Source organism: Paenirhizobium daejeonense (assembly GCF_014280875.1).
Lineage (GTDB): Bacteria > Pseudomonadota > Alphaproteobacteria > Rhizobiales > Rhizobiaceae > Allorhizobium > Allorhizobium daejeonense.
This window is the reverse complement of sequence record NZ_JACLAL010000001.1, coordinates 583,568-606,534: the sequence shown is the minus strand read 5'-3', so window position 1 is coordinate 606,534 and position 22,967 is coordinate 583,568. Positions and strand designations below refer to the sequence as shown.

The following is a 22,967-nucleotide window of genomic DNA, read 5'->3' as shown; positions in this document are numbered from 1 at the left end:
GGTGTAGATGCGGAAATGAACGGAGCGTTTCAGCCATGAAAGACGAGAACTGGGATGATCTCAGGCTTTTCCTGCAGGTAGCGCAGGCAGGCGGGCTCGTCGGTGCGGCCGAACGCACGGGCATCAGCGCGCCGACAATCGGCCGTCGGATGCTGGCGCTCGAAAGGGCGACGGGCCACAGTCTCTTCATTCGCCACAGCAAGGGTTATGGCCTCGCGCCGGATGGCGAAGTCCTGCTGCAGCATGTGCAGCGGATGGAGGCGGAAGCGGTCGCCATTCGCCGCTGGAACGAGAACGGCTACTGCCTGCCCATCGTTTCCGTTGCCGGCAACAGCTGGCTGTCGATGTTCCTCGCCCGCCACCTATCCGCGATCTGGAGCCCGCAGGATCCCTTCCGGCTCTGCATCAAGGCGAGCGATGCCGGCGTGGACCTGATCTTCCGCGAAGCCGAAATCGAACTCACACACCAGCGACCTGCCGCGGGCAATCTGGCGGCACGTCAGTCCGTCCGTATCTGCTACGCCGCCTATGCGACGCGGAAAGTTGCGGAAGAAGATCAGGAAAGATGGGTTTCGATCGGCCGCGAACAGGCAACGGCTCCCGCCGACAAGTGGATTTCCCGCCAGCCTGACAAATGGATCAGCATCTGGACAACGACGCCGCCTGCCCTTCTTGAACTGGTTCGTTCAGGCGGCGGCCGGGCAATCCTGCCCTGTTTCATCGGCGAGCGGGAAGACGGATTAGTCAGGATCGGGGAACCGGTCGCGGCGCTGACAGCTGATCTATGGATCACCATGCATGACGACGACCGCAGCCGACCGGAGGTTCGCCTGATGATCGACAGGCTGGCGAAACTGCTTCAGACCCACTCGGCACTCTTTACCGGTCCGGAACAAGTCGCGGCAGCGGAGTGAATTCGCAGCAGGGGGGAGAACACGTGAACATCCCGAATTTTGCAGGAATTGAAAAGCCTTGCTTCGTGAGGGTTTTAAGGGCTTTGCAATGCCGAGGCCGACAGTGAGGTCACCATCCGGACCTGACTATCGGCAACTTGCGGGAAACAATCAGCCGCCCGTCTTAAGAAGACGCGACTTCTGGCGATTCCAGTCCCGTTCCTTCGACGTCTCGCGCTTGTCGTGCAGCTTCTTGCCCTTGGCGAGCGCCAGTTCCAGCTTCGCCCGGCCCTTCTCGTTGAAGTAGATCTTCAACGGCACGAGCGTCATGCCTTCTCGATTGATGGCCGCGCGCATGCGGTTGATCTCACGCTTGTTCAGGAGCAGTTTACGACGACGGCGGGTCTCATGATTGAAGCGGTTGGCCTGCAGATATTCCGGCAAATAGGAGTTGATCAGCCAGATCTCGTCCCCTTCGTCCGAGGCATAGGATTCCGCGATGTTCGCCTTGCCTTCACGCAACGATTTGACCTCGGTGCCGGTCAGGACAAGACCGGCCTCGTAGGTGTCAAGGATCTCGTAGTTAAAGCGGGCCTTGCGGTTTTCCGCAACGACCTTGTTGACGACGCGTTGGCTGCCTCGGGGTGCCATGATGAAAAGTCCGTTCCGCCCGGGATGCTTGTTATCGTGCGGACGGCGGGCATCCCGTCCGGCTTTTGTCGTCTCTATGTAATATAGCGATCGCCGGAAGGGAAGAAGCCGGGCGGCGGACGCCCGGCCCGTCGGTCAGTTGATCAGGCCGGCATGTACCAGTGCCGCGTCGATGGCGGCTTCGGTCGCCGGTTCCAGCGTCGGCAGGAGCGGCAGGCGCACATGGCGGCTCATGCGGCCAAGCTTCGCCAGCGCATATTTGACCCCGCAAAGGCCAGGCTCCATAAAGATCGCCTTGTGCAGCGGCATCAGGCGATCCTGGTAGGCAAGCGCCGTCTTGTAATCCCCGGCGAGCGTAGCCGCCTGAAATTCGGCGCAAAGCTTTGGAGCGGCATTGGCCGTGACCGAAATACAGCCGACGCCACCATGTGCGTTGAAGCCGAGAGCCGTGCCATCCTCGCCGGAAAGCTGGATGAAATCCGGTCCGCAGGTAATGCGCTGGTCGGAAACACGTTCGAGCTTGCCTGTCGCATCCTTCACGCCGACAATGTTCTTGTGCGCCTTTGCCAGCGCGCCCATGGTCTCAGGCGACATATCGATCACAGAACGGCCGGGAATGTTGTAGATGAAGATCGGCAGTTTCACCGTTTCGGCAATGGCAGCGAAATGGGCGAACAGGCCTTTCTGCGTCGGCTTGTTATAATAAGGAGTGACGACCAGCAGGGCATCCGCACCGACGCTTTCCGCATGAAGGGCCAGTTCGATCGCTTCGCGGGTGTTGTTCGAGCCGGCGCCAGCGATGACGGGCACGCGCTTGGCCGCCACCTCGACACAGAGCTCCACAACCCGTTTGTGCTCGCCATGGGAAAGGGTCGGAGATTCACCGGTGGTGCCGACCGGCACGAGGCCGGTGCTTCCCTCGGCGATCTGCCATTCCACATGGGCGGCAAAGACGGCTTCGTCAACGGCGCCCGTATCAGTGAACGGCGTGACGAGAGCGGGAATGGATCCCTGGAACATACAATAGACTCCTGACGGCCAGCGCTCACGCTTCGGCCGTATTCCTCGATTAAGACGCCGGCACATTACTTTGCAGAATGAAGCGCGACAAGCGGAACGCTGACGGTTTTGTGACGGATTTAGGCTGGCGGAACATCGAATTTCTGGCTTTTCGGAAAGGTTTCGTTAATCTGCCGGATGGCTAATGGATGCGATACACAGTGTTCCATGAGTAGCGGGATGAGACGGGTCGGACTTTCGATATCCATCTTCGGACTTGGGCTTGCCGTACTGGCCAGCAACGGCTTCTCTGTGCTTGCCGAATCCATACCCACGCCTTCTCCCAAACCAGCCCGGCAGGATATGGCAGCAGTTATACCGCCCTCCTCCGAGGTCACCGGAGCGATCCCGCGCACAGCACGCGTCGGCGCGGCAAATCCTTTGCTCAGGAGCGGTCTCGACGCACTCTCCAACAAGAAGGGTGCCGACGCACTCGCCATCCGCGACCGGATGCCGGAGGGCCTCGACCGACATATGCTCACATGGTCCATCGCCATGTCCGGCCTGCCCGGCATACCCTCGGCTGAAATCGCAGCTGCGCAGAACGAACTGAAGGGATGGCCCGGCCTCGCCGCTTTCCGCGCTAATTCCGAGCTCGCGCTCTATCGCGAAAACCCTCGGGCTGCGGAGGTTCTCTCCGCATTCGGCACCACCGCGCCTGAAACGGCGGAAGGCGCCATCATTCTCGCCCGCGCGCTTGTGGCGAGCGGTGACACCGCTGCGGCAACCAAGGTGCTGCGCAAAATATGGCGGGAACAGGCGCTGGACACGTCTCTTGAGGACAAGGTCATCGCCGAGTTTCCGACACTTCTGACGCCAGCGGACCACAAGGCCCGCATGGATTACCTGATGTACCGGAGCCGGATCAACCAGGCCAAGCGCTTCTCGAGCCTCGGTCAGGCGCAATCGCTTTATAATGCGTGGGCTGCGGTGCTGAACCGTTCCGCGCAGGCGCCTGCCCTGCTGAAGGCGGTGGATGCCAAGTGGGCTTCCGACCCGGCGTTTCTGTTTGCCCGCATCGAGAACCTGAGGCGGCAGGAAAAATACGAAGATGCCGCCAAGCTGCTGGCGCAGGCGCCACGCGAAGCCTCGAAACTCGTCAACACCACGGAATGGTGGAACGAACAGCGGATCGTTGCGCGCGGGCTTGCCGATCTCGGCAAGTTCAAGGCTGCCTACCAGATCGTCTCCCGTCACTCCGCCACCGAAACGGTGGATGTGGTGGATGCGGAATTTCACGCCGGTTTCTTTGCGCTGCGCGGCCTACAGGACGGGCAGACAGCGGCGAACCACTTCCGCAAGATCCTTCAGGTTTCCGAACGGCCGCTCTCGGCATCGCGCGCATGGTACTGGCTTGGCCGCGCGTCCGAAGTGAGCCGGGACGGCAAGGCGCAGGAATATTTTGCCAAGGCAGCCCGTTTCCCGAGTACCTTCTACGGGCAACTGGCCAGCGCTCGCGTGACGAGCGGCGGCCTGCAATTCCCCTATCCGCAGCCGAGCAACGAGGAGCGGCAACGCTTCGCCAATCGCGAGGCGGTGCAGGCCATTGCGCGGTTTGAGGCAGCGGGCCATGGCTGGCGTGGCGACAGTCTTTACCGGGCGCTTGCGCAACAGCTCGACAGCCCAGGCGAACTGGCACTACTTACGTCAAAGGCGGAAAAGGCCGGCAATCATCAACTATCCCTGCAGATCGGCAAGACGGCCTATGCGAGAGGTATCGACGTGCCGGCGCTCGCTTTCCCGATCGGCGTCATTCCGGCCAATGCCAATATAGAAGGGTCCGGCAAAGCGCTTGCCTATGCCATTGCCCGGCAGGAAAGCGCCTTCAATCCGGCCGCGGTCTCCCCCGCCAATGCGCGCGGCCTGCTGCAACTTCTTCCGACGACAGCGAAGGGCGTTGCGGCGCGTCACGGGCTCGCCTATTCGCAGGAAAAGCTGACGAGCGACGCGGGGTATAACGCCACGCTCGGCGCGCACTATCTCGGTGAGCAGATCGACGCCTTCGGCGGCTCTTATATTCTGACCTTCGTCGCCTATAATGCCGGACCGAAGCGTGTGCCCGAATGGCTCGATCGCTACGGCGATCCGCGCGGACGCCCGATCGACGAGGTGGTCGACTGGATCGAACGCATCCCCTTCCCCGAGACACGCAATTACGTGCAGCGGGTGATGGAAAACTACCAAATCTACAAGAGCAGGCTCGGGCAGAAGACCGACATCGTTCACGATCTGCGTTACGGCCGCTGACGGATCAGCGAGCGCTTTTGGGCTTCTGGGTGATCGGCGCTTCCGACATCCAGCGTCGCTGAATGTGTCTCGTTGCCCTCTCGCGAAACTTGCCGTGTCCCCGCCCCCCCCCCCCCCGCACACTTTTGCGCGATATGCTTTAGACTGCCTCTCACACCATTTCAGGGAGGCTTCAAAGGTGAATGACTATACCGACGGGTTCGACAGCCACCACATTGCGGTTCCGGATGGACTGAAGCTTCATGCGCGGATCTACGGTCCCGGAAATGAGGGGTTGCCCATCATATGCCTTCCGGGGTTGTCACGTAATTCACGTGACTTCCATCAACTGGCGCTTCAGCTGTCGACTGCGCCCACCGCTCCTTTCCGGGTTATCACAATAGATTCTCGCGGGCGTGGCCTATCCGAGTACGACGAGAAGAAGGAACGCTATTCGATACCCACCGAAGCTCACGACGTGATTTCCGTTCTCAATCACTTTGGCATAGAGCGCGCAATTTTTATCGGAACCTCACGCGGGGGTCTGATCCTGCATATCCTGGCGGCGACACATCCTGAGCGGCTGGCTGGCGTCTTACTCAACGATATTGGACCCGTGATCGAGATCGAGGGGCTGAAGCAGATCCAGGATTATCTCGGTCGCGAACGCCGACCCAAGAATTTCGACGATGCTGCGGCGATTCTCAAGGAGACCCACGGCGAGAGCTTTCCGGCTCTCGCCGGTGCGGACTGGCGGGACATGGCCCACGCCATCTATCGGGAAATCGACGGAATCCTGATTGCGGATTTCGATCCTGCGATTGCCGAACTGTTTCGCGTCGCCGATCTGAGAGAACCCATTCCAGACCTTTGGGCGCAGTTCGATCTGTTCCGTGCGTTGCCGCTCATGACGATACGAGGAGAAAACTCGCGATTATTGTCGAAGAAAACCACGGAAATCATGGCCGAACGGCATCCAGGAATGCAGCAACTGACAGCCTTGGGTCAGGGTCACGCCCCTATCCTGCATCTCGGCGATGTTCCGGCGGAGATACAGAGATTTCTCGCGGGCATCCGGTAATGCCGGGCGGTCCAATATTCGTCTTCAGGCAAATCAGGTGAAAAACAGCATTCGACATCAACTTATACGAAGTCTTGCCCGGTATGGCGAATAAGACCTCAAGCGCATTCTGCGTGGCACCCAAAAACGAATGACCACAACGAAAAAGCCCGGTCCTGCGACCGGGCTTTCCCTATAAGATCTGGAGATCTTATTAGAACGAACGCTGGAGACGTACGAAACCAGCCCACGAAGAGTCGACGTCTTCAACGTCGGTGTACTGGACGCTAGCCTTGGTGGTGAGACCTTCAGCAAGCTTGTAGTCCAGGGTTACGCCAGCGCGCCATGCGTTCGGGCCGTAGTAGTCGCCGTCTGCATCATAGAAGACGTTGTCCCAGTACTGGACGCCGGGGGTGATCTTGAACTTTTCGGTTACAGCAACTTCGTACGAAGCAGCGACCGACCATTCAGAGAAGTCCCAGTAACGGCTTGCACCGGAAGACCATACAGCAGCGAAGCCGAGCTTGCCCGGGCCGAGGTCAGCAGACAGCATGCCGCGAATTGCGCCGTCTTCGGTACCGAAGTCGTAACCACCGTTAAGGGTGACGTTGACCGGGCCGAACGTTGCGCCAACCTTGGCTTCAACGCCAACGTCATCGCCGTCCGTCTTCCAACCGGTTTCCTGATCGAAGTTCTGCACAGCAGCGCCAACGATGAAGGAGTCGGTTTCGTAGGTGTAACGGATACCGTCGTTCAGGGTGTTGCCACCGATGTACGAAACCAGGCCACCAACAACCGGCGACAGCGGGCCGTCGTCGAACATGTCGGTTTCGCCGTTCAGGCCGTCATCCCAGTAGTTGTAGAAGTAACCAACTTCCAGACCGCCAACCGTGATTACAGCGCCGTCAAGGAAGGTGTGGGTGTCGGAACGGGAATCCGTTTCGAGGTTGATGATTGCGCCGATCGGGCCGAGCTCAGAGTCGCTCTTGGCTTCGAAGGTCAGGTAACCGCGGGTGTTGGTGCGGTATGCGCCGTCCAAGAAGTCGTTTTCGCCACGAACGTCAACCTGTGCACGAACGTAACCGCTGATCTTGAGGCAGGTTTCGGTGCCCGGGATGTAGAAGTAGCCGGTGCCGAAAGCGTCGCAAACGCGAACGTATTCAACCGGCTCGGGCTCGGCAGCAACGATAGCGTCAGCAGCCTGAGCGCCGGATACTACTGCGAGAGCAGCAGCGGAGCCGAGAAGAAGGCTCTTGATGTTCATATTGACCTCCAGTCAAGTTTCGTATGGGTCTGGGTTCTTTGGCTGAAGGACAGCATTCCCTGCCCCATCCCCGTCGGTTTCAGAAGACGGACGATCCACCGCCTCGCTTCCGAGATTGAAAATACAAAACGCCGCCCGTCATGCAATCACCAAACAGGAGAAAGGAAGGTTTCCATGTAGCCTTCCCAAATGGCTGTTGCTGAAAGGACACAAAGTCGCCATCGGACCACCCCTTCCATTTACCCTCTGTTAAGAAAGTCGTTATGAAAGACGGACTTAGGCGGAATTTTCCGGGAAAACGGCAATGTTTAAAATGCCGATTTTTCCCAAAAGACGACAGATTTTGACCATGATCACACGCTCATTAGGAATCGCTCACGCACGTTTAGGGCTTCAGTCATGATGAAGGATGGCCGCTCCTGGCATCGAATCGTGCCTCGTTGTGGCCTGCGACTCGCAGCGATCAGGGGTTCGCACGCGTAATCACCGTCCTTTCGATTCGAGCGGGAAACGAAAGCCGCCGGCCTCCCGCCTAACCAATAGGGAGTGCACCATTTCAGCCGACCGACCGTCGACAACCTTGGAAATTGTCACGAGACAGCGGAAAAGGCCTTGCATTCGACCAACCAAGCAAATAATCAGGCCGGACCGGAGAGGTGGCCGAGTGGTCGAAGGCGCTCCCCTGCTAAGGGAGTATACGTCAAAAGCGTATCGAGGGTTCGAATCCCTTCCTCTCCGCCATCAGATTTTTTCACACACATTGCTGTCCATCTTAAACTCCAGGCTCGGGTTGCTTTGTCGTTCGCCCAGCTGCGTTTCAACGCGCCTCGCGGTGTAACCAGACATGCCAGACGACGCATTTTCAATGACGCCCAAAAAGCAAAATTCACACAAGATATTGAAATTAATAGACAAAAATACGCATACGCCTCCGTCTAAGTTTATAATTGACTGGAGGTCAATATGAACATCAAGAGCCTTCTTCTCGGCTCCGCTGCTGCTCTCGCAGTAGTATCCGGCGCTCAGGCTGCTGACGCTATCGTTGCTGCCGAGCCCGAGCCGGTTGAATACGTTCGCGTTTGCGACGCTTTCGGCACCGGCTACTTCTACATCCCGGGCACCGAAACCTGCCTCAAGATCAGCGGTTACGTTCGTACCGAACTGCAGTGGTCCAGCCGTGACCGTGGTCCGGGCGTGGATGATTTCGACTGGAACGCTCGTACCCGCGCCAAGGTCAACTTCGAAGCCAAGAACGACTCCGAACTCGGCACGATCGGTTCGTACATCGCCGTCCGCACCTGGGCTGAAGGCGACTACGACGGTGGTTCGCTCGAAATCGACGAAGCCTACATCACTGTTGGCGGCTTCAAGGTCGGTTACATGTACAACTACTGGGATAACGACCTGTCCGGCGAAACCGACGACCTGGGTTCGAACCGTCTGAACTCGATCGGTTACGAATACGCAACCGACGCGTTCAAGGTCGGTGCATTCGTTGACGAACTGACCAAGACCTACTCCGAAACCTACGACTTCTACGGCGACAACGACAACGTCGGTGTCGAAGCTCAGATCGCAGCGACTTTCGGCGTTGTTACCGGCGAATTGCTCGGTTCCTATGACTTCGCAGCTGAAAACGGTGCAGTTCGCGCCAAGCTGCTTGCTGACGTCGGCCCGGGCACCCTCGGCCTCGCAGCTATCTACTCCACCGGCGCAAACGCCTACTACGACCTCGCAGAATGGACCGTTGCTGCTCAGTACGAAGCCAAGCTGACCGACAAGATCAGCCTGACCCCCGGCTTCCAGTACTGGTGGAACTACGGCCTCGTTTCCGCTGACGAATTCGACGGCGACAACGATGCCTGGAAGGCTGGCGTAACCCTCGACTACAAGCTGGCCCAGGGTCTCACCACCAAGGTTTCGGTTCAGTACTTCGACGAAGACAAGGCTGACAGCGACGGTGCATGGGAAGGCTTCGTACGCCTCCAGCGTTCGTTCTAATCCGATTTATCGGACCAGGGATCCGGTCTTGCGGCCGGATCCCACCACAAAAGCCCTGCAAACCGGGGTTTTGAATGTGAAAAATCAGGAATGCTTAGGGCTGGCCGGTTGGTAAGACTGTTGCCGGCTAGCAACGTTATTTGAGGAAAACTCAATCTTCCGCGGTGTTGCGCCACTTATAATATATACTTTTTATAACTCATAACCATATTCAGTCCCGCAAGGCCCACCAGGGGGCCGGGATCGTAGTGAGGCAAGCGTGAACAGGATGGTATCGGAAGAGAGGGGGGCATTCGACGCTGGCGTCGACGTGCCTTTTTATTCCGTTCATTATCAATACGGATCCACGAACAAATTAAATGAAGTTCGTGACACTTCTCTCCGTGCCCTGTTTGCAAAATATGGTGACATCCTCTGGCTGAATGGCAGCCACAAATACAACGTCACCAATTTCATCGCCGAACTCCACGATATGCTGGATTGCCCGAGCTTCTCGACCTTCTCTGACGATATGCTCGACGAACTCATTGGAAAGTTGCGCAAACGCGGTAACAGCAACGCCACCATCAACAGAAAGATGGCGGCCTTAAGCAAACTACTGCGAAAGGCGTTCAAGATGGGAGACGTACACAGCTTACCTGAATTCAGACGTCAGAAAGAGAAGGCGGGACGTATCCGTTTTCTCGACAAGGACGAGGAAAATGCGCTCTTCAATGAAATGAGGGCCCATTCCGATCTCTACTACCGATTCTGCATATTCCTCGTCGATACAGGCGCCCGCCTGAGCGAGGGCCTGAACCTGCGCTGGGGCGATATGAACTCCACGCGCGTCACCTTCTGGGTCACGAAATCCGGACGTAGCCGCTCGGTTCCCCTCACCCACCGCGCCTTCGAGGCTATCAATCGTTCCAGCAAGCGCCAGCCCGGCCCCTTCTGTGAAATCGATCAGCAGCGTTTCCGTATCGTCTGGCACCAGGCAAAGGAAGCGGTTGGCCTCGGGGATGACAAGGATGTGGTTCCGCACGTCCTACGGCACACCTGCGCATCGCGTCTGGTTCAGGGCGGGATCGATATTCGACGCGTCCAGATGTGGCTCGGTCACCAAACCCTGTCGATGACTATGCGTTACGCACATCTTGCATCACATGACCTGGATATGTGCGTCCCTGTACTGGAGCGCGCTGCCGCTTGCTGATTGCCCTTTTTTTTGAGGGGTAAATGTTAGCGCTAACATTCTTTTGACCAAACCGTGACCACAGGGTCAAAGAAGTGTCATATTCACAAACACAGAGGCCGGACCCTTTCGGATCCGGCCTCTGTGTTTGTGTCTCTATATATGAAGCAAGCGGCGGTCGTCATTCGGGACGATAACGGACGCTGGTCCGCCCGAGCCGTTGATCAGGCCAGAAGAACTTTCAGATCTGCAGAAGGATCGGCGATCACCGCCTTGTCGATGCTTCGCCCGAGTTCCAGCAGCTTCTTGCCGGTGACATAGGCCTTTGCGTCGTTGATTGCATCGACCGCGATGAATTCCCCGCCGGCGAAGTACCAGATGGAAAGGCTTCCCTCCCGGGCACCGGGCCTCACGACCGTGTCGTCGTAACCGAGATTGAAACCGGCGATCTGCAGTTTGACATCATACTGGTCGGACCAGAACCAAGGCTTCGGTCGATAGGGTTCGTCGCCTCCCGCCATCACCGCTGCGGCGACTTCCGCCTGATCGACGGCGTTCTGTACCGATTCCAGCCGAATCTTCTGTCCCTTCCAGTCGAAGACGGCGCAATCTCCCATGGCGAAAACCGCGGGATCGGAGGTGCGGGCGAACGCGTCGACGAGAATGCCATTGGCGGTTTCGATGCCGGCATCAACCGCAAGCCGGTCATTCGGCGTGACACCGATCCCGGCAATAACGATATCGACATCAATGACCGAACCATCCGACAGTTCGGCGCCCGTCACCCGGCCATCCCGCCCGATCAGGCGAACAAGGCCGGTCTTTTCGCGGATGACAACATCGTGAGACTGATGGATCGCGCGCATCGCGTCGGCCGTCGCGGCAGCTGCTACGCGCGCAAGAATGCGATCGGCCATCTCGATCAGGGTCACCTCCAATCCGAGATGACGCGCGACAGCGGCTGCCTCGAGGCCAATATAGCCACCACCGACGATCAACAACCGCCGACCGGGCTTCATTTCCCCTGCCAGCCTGTCGGCATCCGCCTTGTCACGAACGGTATAAACGCCGCCGAGATCGCCCCCGATCGTTGCTGGCAAGTGGCGCGGCGTCGAGCCGGTGGCGATCGCCAGTGTCTCGTAAGCCAGAGTGGAACCATCGAACAGACGAACCGTCTTGCTCGCCCGGTCGATTTCCTCCACGGGCGTCGACAGGCGAACCTCGACATCGTTTTCACCGTACCAGGCTTCAGGCCGGTAGAGCAGCCGGTCAAAACTCATCTCGCCCAGCAGATATTTCTTGGAAAGCGGCGGACGCTGGTACGGCAGCGTATCTTCCGCGCCGAGAATGGTGATGGGTCTGGTGTCCTTCAGAGCCCGAAGCTTTGCCGCAAGGGCAAAACCAGCCTGTCCTGCCCCGATGATGACCAGCCTGCCCGTCACGTCAGTCTCCCGATACCTTGGTTTCTTAGCATGCCGTGACCGCAAAACCATTGTCCGGTTCGCGCGACATACGTGTCTGGAAGATCGCGCCCATGGCCGCCGTGGCCTGCGCGGAAGGATGGCGAAAGGGGTAGCGCGGCGGCACCGACCCGTCAAGCAGTCTGGCAGTCTGGCTTGCGGCTGAGGTACTCCGATCCCCGCAAACACTGGGGATCGGAGTATGTCCTTATTATTGCAGATCGAGTACCAGATAAGAGCGCCCGTTCGAGGTGTGGCGCGGGGACACGCCATTGCCGTCTATGGTGGCGTTCACCCGGCTGCGGAATGCCGAAAAGCTGTCGAATGTCACGACATCCACCGGCTCGTCGAAATGCAGAGTGATCGCGTAATAGCTGCTCTGCGAGAGCCGCGACAGAGCGAGAACGCGACCAGTGAAACGCTGGCCGAGATATTCGCCGCTCACCTGCTCCCCCACAGCAACTGGTGCGACTTCGGCATTATCACTACGGGCCGCAATGGCCGAAAGCGTGTTCCAGTCGCGCACGCCGTGGCTCTTCGCCACCAATTCCAACGCCGTGCTATGGCTAACAGGCGCGCCGTTGCCGGCCATGGCGTCTCGCAAGCGCTTAGCCTGGGATTTAAGTTCATCAATCGTCAATTGGGCCATGGACATGGCAACCTCTCTCTTTTCACCGCATGCAAAAATCGAAGGGGGCCCGCATTGCCCCTGCCATGCATGCGCAAGACGAGGGTTATCCATGTGTCAGGAGGACTTCACCAAGGGCTGTTGCCCGCGGGCGGCCGGCGCCTCCAACCGGGGGCAGATATGGAAAGTCCGGCCGCCGCTGTCAAGGCCTTCAATGGCAGAGCAGACCCGAAGCCCGGCGCGCGGCGGAACGGCGCACAATCCTCGGATTTTATGCGTAGCGTTGAGGAAGCATAAGGGAAGTTGCATTATATTGAGACCAAAAGATAATCGAGGGAGGGTAATCATGCCCTTACAGGCAACACCGGACGCCAAGCAGAACATACCGCCGGACCGTGTCTACGAGAAGTTCACGATCGACCGGCCGGGTAAGATCATCTTTGTCGGCCGCCATCTGAGTACGAAGACCAAGCTGCGCTGCCTTATCCGCAACATCTCCCTCTATGGCGCGGAAATCGAGGTAAGTCCGCACGTCGTACTGCCCGATCATTTCTTCCTGGAAATCCTCGGCATACACGACGAAATCGGCTGCACACTGATCCGCCGGGAAGCCGAGAAGGTAACTGTCGGCTTCAACATGCTGATCAATGCGGAATTCCTCCACCATGTCGTCCGCCTGTCCTTCGAACTCGGCCAGTAACCACCTCTTCCCGACCGCACGGGCGGACTGGCTTCTTTCCTTGAGTGCCGCCGAACCGACTAAGCGGTAAGATGCTTCTCGATATCTGGAACAGGCATCTTCACATAGTCCTTAGCGAGCTCGGCGCGGACAACGCTCGCAGCCTCGTCGCTCAACTGAGCACGAAGAATTCCAAGTGCCTTCGGAGGAGCCACCAGCACCGCATTCTCGATTACACCGCTTCGGGCCATACGGCCGAGCTTTTCCGCGACATCTTTCAGGAATGAGGCCTCTGCCTGTTCGTGCCAGTCGGTATCTTCCATGGAGCTGCGCGCCTCACCTACCGACTGGTAGACCCGGCCCGGACGGTCCGCCCCCTGCTCCCGGCTGGGCTCATCGGTTTGGGTCAGCGTTTCCATCACCTTGAGATTTAACGCCTGTGAGTCACCGGCGTTCTGCAGAAACAGCGCTTTTGCGCCGTCACAGACCACAACCCAGGACTTCGACGCAATAAGAATGCGCTCCATGACTTCCTCCGTTTCTGCGGCTTACCGCCCCTCCGTCCGTGTGACGAGCATTTAATTAATTATAGCACCAACGGGGCGAAATTCATGAGCTGGATCAAAAAATAGCTGGTGGGACCACGTTTGTGCAAAAAAATCAGGGCAAAACCACATGGTCGGTAAAACTGTAACCATCGTTTTGACTCGGCCACAATTGTTTTCGCGGACACTCCTTCTCATAGCCGTTACCGAGGAGGCAGGAGCAGATGGAGAATGTACAGGGGCAGATGCTGGGTGCGACGCATCTGGCGTCGGTCAGGTCGGAAATGTACGAGCGCAAGTGGGAGCGCTTCTATGTGCGCCGGCCGGCCCGCATCATGGCCGTCAGCCCGGGCCTCAGCGGCATTACGATGCGTAGCTGTGAGGTCGTCGATATCTCGCAGGGCGGCGCAGCCCTTGAGATCACCACCACCATTGGCCTTTCCTCTCATTATTACCTGCAGGTCCTCGGTCTTGCCGATCGCATTGGCTGCGCGGAGGTCTATCGCAACGGCAGCCGTGTTGGCGTGAAGTTCATCGCGATCATTCCCGAGCCCTTGCTGCACACGATCGTTCGCGCCGACTTCATGATGGGTGAAAAGATCGAAAAACCGAAGCGTCGTTGATCATCTGCGGCGCCAATTTCCCTCTCCTCATCACCACATAGCGAAGAGCTTGCCCTTGCGCCTTCAGCGCAAGGCCTTATGTTGGGCCGACTTTCAAGACTGCCCAGGACACCCATTCAGAATGCCAGGTTTTTCGCGCTTCACGTCGCTTGTCGATGCCCTTCCCGCAACCGTTCCCTTTGTCGGCCCCGAGGCCATCGAGCGAGGCCGCGGCCTCGCAGTCAAGGCCCGTATCGGCGCCAATGAGAGCAGCTTCGGTCCGGCTCCCTCCGTCCTTGCCGCCATCCGTGAAAAGGCCGGGGACATCTGGCAATACAACGATCCGGAGAACTTCGCTCTCAAGGCAGCACTTGCCGCCCATCACGGTCTTTCGCCAGCCAATATCGCAGTCGGTGAGGGTGTGGACGACCTGCTCGGCCTTATCGTTCGCCTCGTGATCGAACCGGGCATGCCGGTCGTCACTTCGTTCGGCGGCTATCCGACCTTCAATTTCCATGTCAGCGGCTTCGGCGGCAGGTTGGTCACTGTGCCCTACACCGGAGACCGGGAGGATATGGACGGTCTACTGGCCGCAGCGAAGCGAGAAAACGCACCACTTGTCTATTTCGCCAATCCCGACAATCCGATGGGAAGCTGGTGGGACGCCGAAAGCGTCGTCGCCTTTGCGCGCGCCCTGCCCGAGACCACACTTCTCGTTCTTGACGAAGCCTATAGCGAATGCGGTCCGGCTGGTTCGACGCCGGTTTCCGACGCGCTGATAGACCTGCCCAACGTGATCCGCACACGCACCTTTTCCAAGGCTTATGGCCTTGCCGGCGCCCGCGTCGGCTACGCCTTCGGTACGCCGGAAACGATCGTCGCCTTCGACAAGATCCGCAACCATTTCGGCATGCCCCGGCTTTCCACCGAGGCCGCACTGGCTGCGCTTGCAGACCAAGCCTATTTGAAGGAAGTCGTCGGGAAGATCGGCGCCGCGAGGGAGCGGATTGCGGCAATCGCGGTTGCAAACGGCCTTCAGCCCCTGCCCTCGGCCACGAACTTCGTCGCCATCGATTGCGGACGTGATGGAACCTATGCGCGCTCGATCGTCGACGGACTGATGCAGCACGGCGTTTTCATCCGCATGCCGGGCGTGGCGCCGCTCAATCGCTGCATCCGCGTATCGACCGGCCAGCCGGAGGCGCTCGATCTTTTCGAGGAAGCCTTGCCGAAGGTGCTCGCTTCCCTCTGAAATTCTGCAGTCAGCACAATAAAAAGAACCGCGCCGGCCTTGTTCCCTGCCGGTCGCGGTTCTCATGTGTTGGCATCGGCCCCGTCCAAAAGACCCCGCCACTTTCCCCTCTCCCAGGGTTTTTCTTGTTGCCCCCGGCCGGCATTGTGCCGGCTCTGGTATTTAAATTTGTCAGTGCATCGTCATCCATTCGCGGGCGGCGCGAAGGGCTTCCGCCAGCTGGGGCTTGCTCATCGTCTGGGCCAGATCGGCGCGCAGTTCAGCGGCGCGTTCGCAGCCCTTGATGGCGGCGATGTTCAGCCACTTGTGCGCCGAGACGAGATCGATGGAGCAACCGCGGCCGGTTGCATACATCAGACCCATGTCGCAGAAGACATCGGCGCGAGTTTCGCCACCCATCGTGGCCATTCCGGAATTATGCATTTCAAAGCGTGCCATCGTTTTTGTCCCTGTCTAGCCTAACGGTTTGTACTGTCCCTGTTTTGCCCCTTTAGGAGCCCCTTCCGGATCCCTGCCGTCTCATTCGCGGCGTTGTTAAGATCCGTCCGGCCGGCGGGTTATTCCCTGCTCGTTTGATGACCCCAATATGCCAAAAGCCTTTCAACATGCGCTTAAAATGCATGCTTAATTTGCTGAAAACAAAGTACAAACGCTTGGTAAACTTGGGTTTTTGTTAAACATCACTTCGCCTGCATATTAAGGACTTTCGCGTAAAATTTACGAAAGATTCACGCTCGGCTTTAAACCGAAAGCTAACCATGAAAATCGTCTGCCTGTTCTTGATCACGCCAAAAGAGGCGTGCGCCACTGGTCTTCATGGCGCAGAAGCACTATTTACCTTTACGTCCGCGTAAGATAATTTCCCCTCGTTGATCGAGCCCGCCTGGGGGACAAGACTGTCCGGCCGGCGAGGAAGGCAAAGGGTTCCGTCAATATTCACGCTTGTTTCGGGAGGAAGACATCAACATGCGTTCCATTATCATCGCAGCAGCATTGGCCCTTACGGCCGTCACGGCCCAGGCAGCAGAGCCTATCGAGGGCAACTGGAAGACCGCCAGCGGAGCAACCGCGGAAATCGCTCCCTGCGGCGGCAGCTTCTGCGTCACGCTGAAATCGGGCAAGCATGCCGGCAAGCAGATCGGCAAGATGGCCGGTACCGGTGGCTCCTACAAGGGCGAGATCACCGATCCGGAAGCAGACAAGACCTACTCCGGCTCGGGCACTGTTTCCGGCGACTCGCTGAAGATGAAGGGCTGCGTTCTGGCAGTCCTCTGCAAGTCGCAGACCTGGACCCGGCTTTGAACCCAGGGGTGGGGCGGAGCGGCTGAGCCTCTGGCTCGCCGCTCCGAAATAAGGAGCCTTGAACAGGACACTGCGCGCCCGCTGGCCTCGACCAGCGGGCGGTCACCCCTCGATCCTCTACTTTACTGTATGTCGTTGCCGCGAAATCGCGGCACAGTTTTGCGCGAGATGCTTCAGTCCTTCGCCCGGTAGGCTTCCGGGATCACGAAGACTTCGTCGGCGCGGGCATAGCCGCCATCGGGAATTTCCTCGATCAGCACCATGGTATGCGGCCGAGCGGCCTCGCTGAAATACTCCACCAGCATGTCCGTGGTGCGGTGGACGATCTCTTCCTTTTGCTTTCTCGACAGGGCGCCCTCGGGCGTTTTGATGTTCACGAACGGCATGACGTTCTCCTTTCACATTAAGATGGGATAGACAGCGAAACGGGATTACGTTTGTCCTTGCCTCACACCACGCCGCCATTGGCGCGGATGATCTGACCGTTGACCCAGCCGCCATCCGGTCCGGCGAGGAAGGAGACGACCGCGGCGATATCCTCCGGCTGGCCGAGACGCTTTAGCGGGTTCATGCCGACGATGGTCTTCACGAGATCTTCCGACTTGCCTTTCATGAAGAGGTCCGTCTCGACCGGCCCCGGCGCCACTGCATTGACCGTGATGCTTCTCGGTCCCAGTTCCTTGGCGAGGATATGGGTCATTGCTTCCACCGCCGCCTTGGTTGCCGCGTAAACTCCATAGGCCGGCTGGTAGAGGCCAACGACGCTCGATGAGAAATTGACGATGCGGCCACCGTCGCGCAGTCGCCGTGCCGCCTCGCGAACGCAACGGAAGACACCGCCGAGATTGATGGCGACCTGCCGCTCGAAAGCCTCGTCCGTGGTATCGGCAATCGGTGATAGCTGCATGATGCCGGCATTGTTGACCAGCACATCGACCGCGCCGAAAGCCTGTTCGGCAGCATAGAACAACGTCTTCATGCCTTCGGCCGCGGCAATGTCGGCCTGAACGGCGATGGCGCGTCCGCCGGCATTCTCGATTTCCTTGACGACGATTGCCGCAGCTTCCGCACCGCTTGCATAATTGACGATGACGGCAAAGCCATCCGCGGCGAGACGACGGGCGATGGCCGCGCCGATGCCCTTGGATGAACCGGTTACGATGGCTGCCCTGTTGATGTTTCCTGTCATGGTGACACTCCTTGTTTCCGTCTGAAGGAAAAATCGCGATTTCGGCACGAGAAAACAATCATCGGATAATTGACATCTGAATTCGCCCATGGCGAACAATCCATATGGATCGTCTGGACCGCATGCAGCTCTTCATCCGTGTCGTGGAACGCCGAAGCTTTTCAGCGGCGGCGTCCGATCTCGGCCTTTCACGGTCCACGGCGACCGAGGCGATCAAGCAGCTGGAAACGGATCTCGGCGTGCGGCTGCTGGAGCGCACGACGCGCCATGTCACGACGACGCTGGACGGCAGCGCCTATTACGAGCGCTGTGTGGGAATTCTTGCCGAGGTGGAGGAAGCCGACAACGCCTTTCGCGACGCCCGACCGCGCGGACTGTTGCGGATCGATGCGCATCCGCTACTGACCCGTACATTCCTGCTGCCGCATCTGCCGGATTTTCTGGCCCGCTACCCGGAACTCGATCTGCATATCGGACAGGGAGACCGTCTGGTCGACCTCGTGCGCGAAGGTGTCGATTGCGCGATCCGGGCGGGCGCGCTTCCCGATAGCGGCATGATCGCCCGAAGGCTCACCTTCCTTTCGGAAATCACCTGCGCCAGCCCTGATTACATCGCCCGGTATGGAATGCCGCCATCCCCACGGGATCTGGAAGGACATGTCAGTGTGGGCTTCGTCTCGTCGCGCACCGGAGAAGCGATGCCGCTCGAATTCATGGTCGGCGGAGCGTCGCAACTGGTGCCCCTTCCAAGCCGGATCACCGTCAATGATTCCGATACCATGGCCGATCTCGCTCGCCTCGGCTTCGGCCTGATACAGGCTCCACGGTACCGTCTGGAACCGGATCTGAAAAAGGGCACACTCGTCGAGGTGCTGCCGGACTTCCCGCCCTCGCCTACCCCGCTTTCGGCGCTCTATCCGCAGAACCGACACACATCGGCAAGAGTTCGGGTATTCCTCGACTGGCTGTCGGAAATCTTCGCCACGGCGCTTATTTGAGGTTTTTTCAGGAGACAAAGCATCCCGACAGGATCGTGCGGCACCTTGGTGCGAAGAAACGCATATGCACAGTCAAAAGGAAGATGTGAAGACAGCAGGCTCCGGGGTTAACCGGCAACCCGGTGATCTACCTACCAGGTGATCGGCTTTGAAATCCTAAATTGCAACGTTTCCATGCCGGGATTCTTCTTACCCAGATCGGCATTCGATCGATGGTCGTAAAGAACGGAGAACTGCCAATCGTTGGGCGCCCTCCAGCCAAGTTCGACGCCGGATCGGAATTCGATCGGGTGGCCAAGATCCACCTCGTCGCCACGCATATAAAGACCGGGGGCGAAGGAGAAACCGGCGAAAAGGTCTATATCGTTGATAGAAAAGTCGATCTGTTGGTAAAAACCAGCCCCGATCCAGGTGCCGCCGGAACTCGTGACCGAGAGATCGATCATCGGATGCAAGCGGTCGAATAACTTTTCGCCATATATATAGGAAAGACGGGTTTCGAAGCTCTTGGCCTCGTCCTGATAGAGCGTGGTTCCCATCGACACCGCGAGACGGTCGGTCAACTCCGGACGATGGATCGAGAACTTATCGCCCTGAACCTCGGCGGATGGCAGGCTCATCAACCAAAACAAAACAGCTAGCCGTCCGTCCATCAGCCCCCCGTTCGCGGCTCTTCATGCACCGCTTGCTAACACGCGCCTCAAAAATGCAACCATAGATCCAGACTCGCCTTAAGACGGCAGTAAAGTTCACGGGAGCGTGAATGTCCAGTGTCCGGAGGGACACACATGCTGACTATCGTTAACTCAAATGAACGATGGATGAACCCGTATCTCAGGCGCCATTCAGGGCGTTGCCGTCATAAAGACAGCAACGCAGCAGGAAAGGGCGACGGAAATGGCAAAGCTTTCGAGACGCATCACCATCATGACGCTGGTCATGGCTATCTTCGCCATCCTGCTTGCCCAACTCGTGATCTCGACCAGCGAGAACCCCCGCCGCATGCAGGTCGGCGTCGCCTCCGGCTGTATCAATCCGGCAAGCCCGCTCTGCATGGCAACACTCTGAACAACAGGAAAGGACGATCCGATGGCTGCATCCATGAATATCCTGACGTCGTCCATCCTGCACACGGCTTTGGCCGGCACACTGATGCTCGGGCCGGTTCTGGCACTGGGTGTCGCGCATTCGTCGCAGGAGTTCCGCATGGAGAAGCGCGGCGCAGGCCTCGTGCTTTTCGTCAGCCTGCAGCGCCAATCGTTGAGCTGAAAGTATATTCCCTCAATTACCCCCGCCCAAGGATCCGCTGAACCCGGCCGGATGGCAGCATTTTTTCGGGTCTGGCGCGTATTCACGTCGTTTGCTTGTCAAGCAAGCTCCACTATAATGAAGCATGAACAAGCGAATCCATATTCAGTCACCCGTCAATTTCATCCTGCCCGAGTCGTACGAACCCAGGGTCTTCACCGAGGCAGAGCCTGCGGTGGATGCGTTGATCGAGCTCTACGAGCGGAACACCTCCTTCCTGATTGACGCCTTTTCCGGGCTCGCCAGGGGGGCTCCGATCACCGGGCGCTACAGGGCCTTCTATCCGCAGGTCGGCATCGAAACCACGAGCTTCGGCCATATCGATTCGCGTCTCTCCTATGGTCATGTCACCTCGCCTGGCCTTTACACGACGACGGTCACGAAGCCTCAACTCTTCCGCCACTATCTCGTGGAACAGCTTAACCTGCTGATGCGCAATCATCAGGTACCTGTGGTGGTTTCGGTGTCGGAAACTCCGATCCCGCTGCATTTTGCCTTCGGCGAAGGCGCGCATGTGGAAGCTGCCGCAAGCGGACTCGTCGACATGCCGCTCCGCGATCTCTTCGATACGCCCGATCTCACCACCACCGACGACGAGATCGCCAATGGAGAATACGAGCCGCGCCCCGGTGAGCCGCATCCGCTGGCAGCCTTCACGGCCCAGCGCATCGATTATTCGCTGGCTCGCCTTTCGCACTACACCGCGACGAGTGCCGCACATTTCCAGAATTTCGTGCTGTTCACGAACTATCAGTTCTACATCGACGAATTCTGCGCCTATGCCCGCAAGCTGATGGCGGATGGCGGCGGCGGTTATTCCGCTTTCGTCGAACCTGGCAATGTCGTCACGCTTCCCGGACACAGCGAGCCCGAGGGCGGCGCGTCGGTGGGGCGCCTGCCGCAAATGCCGGCCTATCACCTGAAGATGAAGGGGCACGCCGGCATCACCATGGTGAATATCGGCGTCGGCCCGTCCAACGCCAAGACGATCACCGACCACATCGCAGTTCTCAGGCCTCATGCCTGGTTGATGCTCGGCCATTGTGCCGGCCTGCGCAACAGCCAACGTCTCGGCGACTACGTGCTGGCGCACGCCTACATGCGCGAGGACCACGTACTCGACGACGATCTGCCGGTCTGGGTGCCGATCCCCGCACTTGCCGAAGTGCAACTGGCTCTCGAGGATGCCGTCGAGGAAATCACCGGTTACGAAGGCTTCGAGTTGAAGCGGATCATGCGCACCGGCACCGTCGCCACGATCGACAACCGCAACTGGGAACTTCGCGACCAGCGTGGACCGGTCAAGCGGCTCTCGCAAGCCCGCGCCATCGCGCTCGACATGGAATCGGCGACGATTGCGGCAAACGGTTTCCGATTCCGCGTTCCTTACGGCACGCTGCTGTGCGTTTCCGACAAGCCGCTGCATGGCGAACTGAAACTGCCGGGAATGGCGACGGCCTTCTACAAGACGCAGGTTCGTCAGCATCTGCAGATCGGTATCCGCGCCCTGCAGAAGCTTGGCGCCATGCCGAAGGAAACGCTGCATTCGCGCAAACTGCGCAGCTTCTTCGAAACCGCGTTCCAGTAAGGCCTATCAGGCAAATAAACGCCGGCTGCGATCTCAGCGGCCGGCAACCAGCTTGCGAAGGCCATTCAGCAACAGCGAGACCGCAGCGCCGATCAGGGCCGACAGCATGATGATCAGGTGCATGTTGACCGCTGCCTTGCCGAGCAATTCAACCGCGGCCTTTCCGGCCGGAGCACCCAGCGCAAGCGCCCCGGCGACGATGCCTGCCGGATAGGTACCGACACCCGCCGGAGCGTGAAAGGGGAGAACCGAAGAAAGCTCTCCGCCAAGCGCGCCGCCGAAGCTCGCGGCAATCGGCGCGACGCCCATCAGGCCAAGCGCCCATGCGAACACCGCCACCTTGACACCCCAGTTGATCACCGTGACGACCCAAGCGCGCAAAAGCCCCGCAAGCGTTGCAGGCAAACCGTCTTCGATACCCTCAAGAATACGGCCGATTTTACCCTTGAGCTTCGGCTTCAGCAGCCGGAGGACCGGCCCTTTGGCCAGATAGGCCGGAATGGGGGCAAGCAGGAAGGCGAGCCATGTCAGCGCCGGCCACAGCTTGTTTTCGGACTCCAGAACCAGCCCTAAGCCACCCGCCGCCAGAAGGGCATGCAGGTCCAGAAGCCGCATGACCATCAGCGCCGAGGTTCCGTGCAGCAGCGGCACGCCGAATTCGGTGCGCATCAACAGCGGAAAACTGGTCTCGCCGCTGCGGAAGGGAAGCATGATGTTCAGGAGGTTGTGCACCTGGGCAAGATGGAAGAGTTCGATAAAACGCCCACCCGTCTGCCTCGGAAAGTAATCGTAAAGCCGCCAGGCGCGGACGAAATAGGTCGACACAAGGAGCCCGATGGCGAGTGCTACGGTGCCATATCCGATCCCCCGCCATTCGGCGAAAATCGTCGACCAGCCCCAGATGTAATGCACGAAGACGGCATAGGCGAGAATGGCGGCCAGCGCGATCAGCGTAAGCCGATGACGGGCGAATGCCGAAGGGCGGCGCATGGCCGCATCGCTCTGCATGGCGGTATTAAAAGTTCCGAATTGCGCTCAATGCGTAGTTCCTATAACAAACGGCCCAGCAAAAGCCAGCAATTTCCGGA

Annotated in this window: 24 protein-coding genes and 1 tRNA gene; 14 read left to right on the top strand and 11 right to left on the bottom strand. The window is 58.8% G+C overall.

What is annotated here, in order from left to right; all coding sequences use genetic code 11:
- Window positions 1–35 precede the first annotated feature (35 nt).
- Window positions 36–914 carry a LysR family transcriptional regulator gene (locus H4I99_RS02920; protein WP_163904418.1) on the top strand — a complete coding sequence of 293 codons (879 nt, stop codon included), beginning with the start codon at window positions 36–38 and terminating at the stop codon, window positions 912–914.
- Window positions 915–1,064: 150 nt separating this feature from the next.
- Here H4I99_RS02920 and smpB read toward each other — a convergent pair whose 3' ends face one another.
- The gene (gene smpB, locus H4I99_RS02915; RefSeq protein ID WP_163904416.1) at window positions 1,065–1,544 is read right to left on the bottom strand and encodes an SsrA-binding protein SmpB; all 480 of its coding nucleotides are present in this window, start codon (window positions 1,542–1,544) and stop codon (window positions 1,065–1,067) included.
- 135 nt (window positions 1,545–1,679) lie between these two features.
- Window positions 1,680–2,564, bottom strand: a complete 885-nt coding sequence (gene dapA, locus H4I99_RS02910; protein WP_163904413.1) for a 4-hydroxy-tetrahydrodipicolinate synthase — start codon at window positions 2,562–2,564, stop codon at window positions 1,680–1,682.
- Between the two features lie 219 nt (window positions 2,565–2,783).
- Here dapA and H4I99_RS02905 point away from each other — a divergent pair, with 219 nt between their 5' ends.
- Window positions 2,784–4,850 carry a lytic transglycosylase domain-containing protein gene (locus H4I99_RS02905; RefSeq protein ID WP_244624849.1) on the top strand — a complete coding sequence of 689 codons (2,067 nt, stop codon included), beginning with the start codon at window positions 2,784–2,786 and terminating at the stop codon, window positions 4,848–4,850.
- A 178-nt stretch (window positions 4,851–5,028) separates the two neighbouring features.
- Window positions 5,029–5,910 carry an alpha/beta fold hydrolase gene (locus H4I99_RS02900; RefSeq protein WP_186663201.1) on the top strand — a complete coding sequence of 294 codons (882 nt, stop codon included), beginning with the start codon at window positions 5,029–5,031 and terminating at the stop codon, window positions 5,908–5,910.
- Window positions 5,911–6,103: 193 nt separating this feature from the next.
- Here H4I99_RS02900 and H4I99_RS02895 read toward each other — a convergent pair whose 3' ends face one another.
- Window positions 6,104–7,153, bottom strand: coding sequence for a porin (locus tag H4I99_RS02895; RefSeq protein WP_163904408.1), 1,050 nt, complete (start codon window positions 7,151–7,153; stop codon window positions 6,104–6,106).
- A 650-nt stretch (window positions 7,154–7,803) separates the two neighbouring features.
- Between H4I99_RS02895 and H4I99_RS02890 the strand changes: the two genes are divergently transcribed.
- The 3 genes from H4I99_RS02890 to H4I99_RS02880 all read left to right on the top strand — a co-directional run bounded on the left by H4I99_RS02890 (window position 7,804) and on the right by H4I99_RS02880 (window position 10,349).
- Window positions 7,804–7,894 (top strand) — tRNA-Ser (locus H4I99_RS02890).
- A gap of 222 nt (window positions 7,895–8,116) precedes the next feature.
- Complete coding sequence (locus H4I99_RS02885) at window positions 8,117–9,154, top strand: porin (protein ID WP_163904406.1); 1,038 nt, start codon at window positions 8,117–8,119, stop codon at window positions 9,152–9,154.
- Window positions 9,155–9,422: 268 nt separating this feature from the next.
- Window positions 9,423–10,349, top strand: a complete 927-nt coding sequence (locus H4I99_RS02880) for a tyrosine-type recombinase/integrase (protein WP_163906204.1) — start codon at window positions 9,423–9,425, stop codon at window positions 10,347–10,349.
- Window positions 10,350–10,552: 203 nt separating this feature from the next.
- Here H4I99_RS02880 and H4I99_RS02875 read toward each other — a convergent pair whose 3' ends face one another.
- Together H4I99_RS02875 and H4I99_RS02870 are read right to left on the bottom strand one after the other, a co-directional pair.
- Window positions 10,553–11,770, bottom strand: coding sequence for an NAD(P)/FAD-dependent oxidoreductase (locus H4I99_RS02875; RefSeq protein ID WP_163904404.1), 1,218 nt, complete (start codon window positions 11,768–11,770; stop codon window positions 10,553–10,555).
- A 229-nt stretch (window positions 11,771–11,999) separates the two neighbouring features.
- A complete protein-coding gene (locus H4I99_RS02870; protein ID WP_163904402.1) occupies window positions 12,000–12,443 on the bottom strand; it encodes a glyoxalase superfamily protein in 444 nt (147 codons plus the stop codon).
- Window positions 12,444–12,762: 319 nt separating this feature from the next.
- Here H4I99_RS02870 and H4I99_RS02865 point away from each other — a divergent pair, with 319 nt between their 5' ends.
- The gene (locus H4I99_RS02865; RefSeq protein WP_163904400.1) at window positions 12,763–13,116 is read left to right on the top strand and encodes a hypothetical protein; all 354 of its coding nucleotides are present in this window, start codon (window positions 12,763–12,765) and stop codon (window positions 13,114–13,116) included.
- Window positions 13,117–13,175: 59 nt separating this feature from the next.
- Here the strand turns inward: H4I99_RS02865 and H4I99_RS02860 are convergent, their stop codons facing one another.
- A complete protein-coding gene (locus H4I99_RS02860; protein ID WP_163904398.1) occupies window positions 13,176–13,622 on the bottom strand; it encodes a baeRF12 domain-containing protein in 447 nt (148 codons plus the stop codon).
- Between the two features lie 242 nt (window positions 13,623–13,864).
- Between H4I99_RS02860 and H4I99_RS02855 the strand changes: the two genes are divergently transcribed.
- Both H4I99_RS02855 and H4I99_RS02850 read left to right on the top strand, forming a co-directional pair.
- Window positions 13,865–14,263, top strand: a complete 399-nt coding sequence (locus tag H4I99_RS02855) for a PilZ domain-containing protein (RefSeq protein WP_425314350.1) — start codon at window positions 13,865–13,867, stop codon at window positions 14,261–14,263.
- Window positions 14,264–14,384: 121 nt separating this feature from the next.
- Window positions 14,385–15,494, top strand: coding sequence for a pyridoxal phosphate-dependent aminotransferase (locus tag H4I99_RS02850; RefSeq protein WP_163904396.1), 1,110 nt, complete (start codon window positions 14,385–14,387; stop codon window positions 15,492–15,494).
- 171 nt (window positions 15,495–15,665) lie between these two features.
- On the opposite strand, the gene H4I99_RS02845 is transcribed toward H4I99_RS02850, so the two are convergent.
- The gene (locus tag H4I99_RS02845; RefSeq protein ID WP_099057231.1) at window positions 15,666–15,932 is read right to left on the bottom strand and encodes a sel1 repeat family protein; all 267 of its coding nucleotides are present in this window, start codon (window positions 15,930–15,932) and stop codon (window positions 15,666–15,668) included.
- Window positions 15,933–16,460: 528 nt separating this feature from the next.
- On the opposite strand from H4I99_RS02845, the gene H4I99_RS02840 reads away from it, so the two are divergent.
- Window positions 16,461–16,796 carry a DUF2147 domain-containing protein gene (locus H4I99_RS02840; RefSeq protein ID WP_163904394.1) on the top strand — a complete coding sequence of 112 codons (336 nt, stop codon included), beginning with the start codon at window positions 16,461–16,463 and terminating at the stop codon, window positions 16,794–16,796.
- A 173-nt stretch (window positions 16,797–16,969) separates the two neighbouring features.
- Here H4I99_RS02840 and H4I99_RS02835 read toward each other — a convergent pair whose 3' ends face one another.
- Both H4I99_RS02835 and H4I99_RS02830 read right to left on the bottom strand, forming a co-directional pair.
- Window positions 16,970–17,182, bottom strand: a complete 213-nt coding sequence (locus tag H4I99_RS02835) for a tautomerase family protein (protein ID WP_163904392.1) — start codon at window positions 17,180–17,182, stop codon at window positions 16,970–16,972.
- Between the two features lie 62 nt (window positions 17,183–17,244).
- On the bottom strand, window positions 17,245–17,985 hold the full coding sequence (locus H4I99_RS02830; protein ID WP_163904390.1) for an SDR family oxidoreductase: 741 nt from the start codon (window positions 17,983–17,985) through the stop codon (window positions 17,245–17,247).
- 104 nt (window positions 17,986–18,089) lie between these two features.
- On the opposite strand from H4I99_RS02830, the gene H4I99_RS02825 reads away from it, so the two are divergent.
- The gene (locus H4I99_RS02825) at window positions 18,090–18,983 is read left to right on the top strand and encodes a LysR family transcriptional regulator (RefSeq protein ID WP_163904388.1); all 894 of its coding nucleotides are present in this window, start codon (window positions 18,090–18,092) and stop codon (window positions 18,981–18,983) included.
- A gap of 131 nt (window positions 18,984–19,114) precedes the next feature.
- On the opposite strand, the gene H4I99_RS02820 is transcribed toward H4I99_RS02825, so the two are convergent.
- A complete protein-coding gene (locus tag H4I99_RS02820) occupies window positions 19,115–19,603 on the bottom strand; it encodes an acyloxyacyl hydrolase (RefSeq protein ID WP_163904386.1) in 489 nt (162 codons plus the stop codon).
- A 277-nt stretch (window positions 19,604–19,880) separates the two neighbouring features.
- Here H4I99_RS02820 and H4I99_RS02815 point away from each other — a divergent pair, with 277 nt between their 5' ends.
- The 3 genes from H4I99_RS02815 (at window position 19,881) to H4I99_RS02805 (ending at window position 21,879) form a co-directional block, all read left to right on the top strand.
- Window positions 19,881–20,051 carry a hypothetical protein gene (locus H4I99_RS02815; RefSeq protein WP_163904384.1) on the top strand — a complete coding sequence of 57 codons (171 nt, stop codon included), beginning with the start codon at window positions 19,881–19,883 and terminating at the stop codon, window positions 20,049–20,051.
- A gap of 21 nt (window positions 20,052–20,072) precedes the next feature.
- The gene (locus H4I99_RS02810; RefSeq protein ID WP_163904382.1) at window positions 20,073–20,252 is read left to right on the top strand and encodes a hypothetical protein; all 180 of its coding nucleotides are present in this window, start codon (window positions 20,073–20,075) and stop codon (window positions 20,250–20,252) included.
- Between the two features lie 124 nt (window positions 20,253–20,376).
- Window positions 20,377–21,879 carry an AMP nucleosidase gene (locus H4I99_RS02805; protein WP_163904380.1) on the top strand — a complete coding sequence of 501 codons (1,503 nt, stop codon included), beginning with the start codon at window positions 20,377–20,379 and terminating at the stop codon, window positions 21,877–21,879.
- 33 nt (window positions 21,880–21,912) lie between these two features.
- On the opposite strand, the gene H4I99_RS02800 is transcribed toward H4I99_RS02805, so the two are convergent.
- On the bottom strand, window positions 21,913–22,887 hold the full coding sequence (locus H4I99_RS02800; protein ID WP_163904378.1) for a lysylphosphatidylglycerol synthase domain-containing protein: 975 nt from the start codon (window positions 22,885–22,887) through the stop codon (window positions 21,913–21,915).
- Between the last annotated feature and the right edge of the window lie 80 nt (window positions 22,888–22,967).